The organism is Pseudomonas yangonensis (assembly GCF_009932725.1).
GTDB classification, from domain to species: Bacteria; Pseudomonadota; Gammaproteobacteria; order Pseudomonadales; family Pseudomonadaceae; genus Aquipseudomonas; species Aquipseudomonas yangonensis.
Genome location: NZ_BLJU01000246.1, coordinates 1 through 415 on the forward strand (window position 1 = coordinate 1; position 415 = coordinate 415).

1 protein-coding gene is annotated in these 415 nt (G+C 64.1%); it reads left to right on the top strand.

Annotated features, from left to right (window positions below):
- Positions 1–415 (top strand): TAXI family TRAP transporter solute-binding subunit (locus GYB81_RS24190; protein ID WP_161898032.1); only part of this gene is annotated, 415 nt, incomplete at both ends.

Here is a 415-nt window from a genome sequence, read left to right on the forward strand (position 1 = left end):
GCGCATTTCCGTCGGCGCCCCGCGCTCGGGCACCGAGCTCAATGCCAGGGCCATCTTCAAGGCCGCAGGTCTGAGCTACAAAGACATGGGGCAGGTCGAGTTCAAACCCTATGCCGAGTCGGTGGAACTGATCGAAAAAGGCCAGTTGGACGCCACCCTGCAGTCGGCCGGTCTGGGCATGGCGGCCATTCGCGAACTGGCCGAGCGCATGCCGATCACCTTCGTGGCCATTCCGGAGCAGGTGGTGTCACGTATCGGCGGCGCCTATCAGCCAGGCATCATCCCGGCCGGCACTTACAGGGGGCAGGCCAGCGACGTGACCACGGCCACCATCACCAACCTTCTGGTGAGCCAGACCAGCGTTTCCGACGACCTGGCCTACCAGATGACCAGGCTGCTCTTCGAGAACCTGGGC